Below are 598 nucleotides of genomic sequence, written 5' to 3' on the forward strand. Positions count from 1 at the left end.
AGATTGCTGAACTCAAGCCTGATTGGGCAAACGACGATCCAGAAAAAGGCTGCATGAAGGTCATCATGACAGGCACATCTGATGACCCTGCCAAGTACCAAAAGCATATCCATAAAAAGCCAATTCAGAAGAAAATCGCTAAGCGAGTTAAAGACCCTGAAGATGAACTGAAGCTGGTCATTGTTTGCGATATGTGGCTGACAGGTTTTGATGCGCCTTGTTTGAATACCATGTATATCGACAAGCCGCTTAAAGGCCATAACTTGATGCAGGCTATCGCTCGTGTTAACCGTGTATTCCGCGATAAAGAAGGTGGCTTGATTGTAGATTACTTAGGCATCGCGCCTGAGCTTCGCAATGCAATTGCGAACTACACAGCAAGCGGTAACGGGTCTCCGACAATTGACCTGGCTGAAGCTTTAGCCGTCACTATGACCAAGCTAGATGTTTGCCGTGGGATCATGCATGGCTTCGACTACAGCGATTATCGAACCAATACACTTGGCTTGCTCGCAGGTGCCATGAACCACATTCTTAACCTGGAAGATGGTAAGAAGCGGTTCGATAAAGCGGCCCTGTCACTCTCTAAAGCATTCAG

At 47.0% G+C, this 598-nt stretch carries 1 protein-coding gene; it reads left to right on the forward strand.

The features are described 5' to 3' along the window. A partial coding sequence (locus R7R24_RS28590; RefSeq protein WP_318120444.1) for a UvrB domain 3-containing protein occupies window positions 1-598 on the forward strand: 598 nt, incomplete at both ends.

It is taken from the genome of Vibrio sp. 704 (assembly GCF_033339295.1).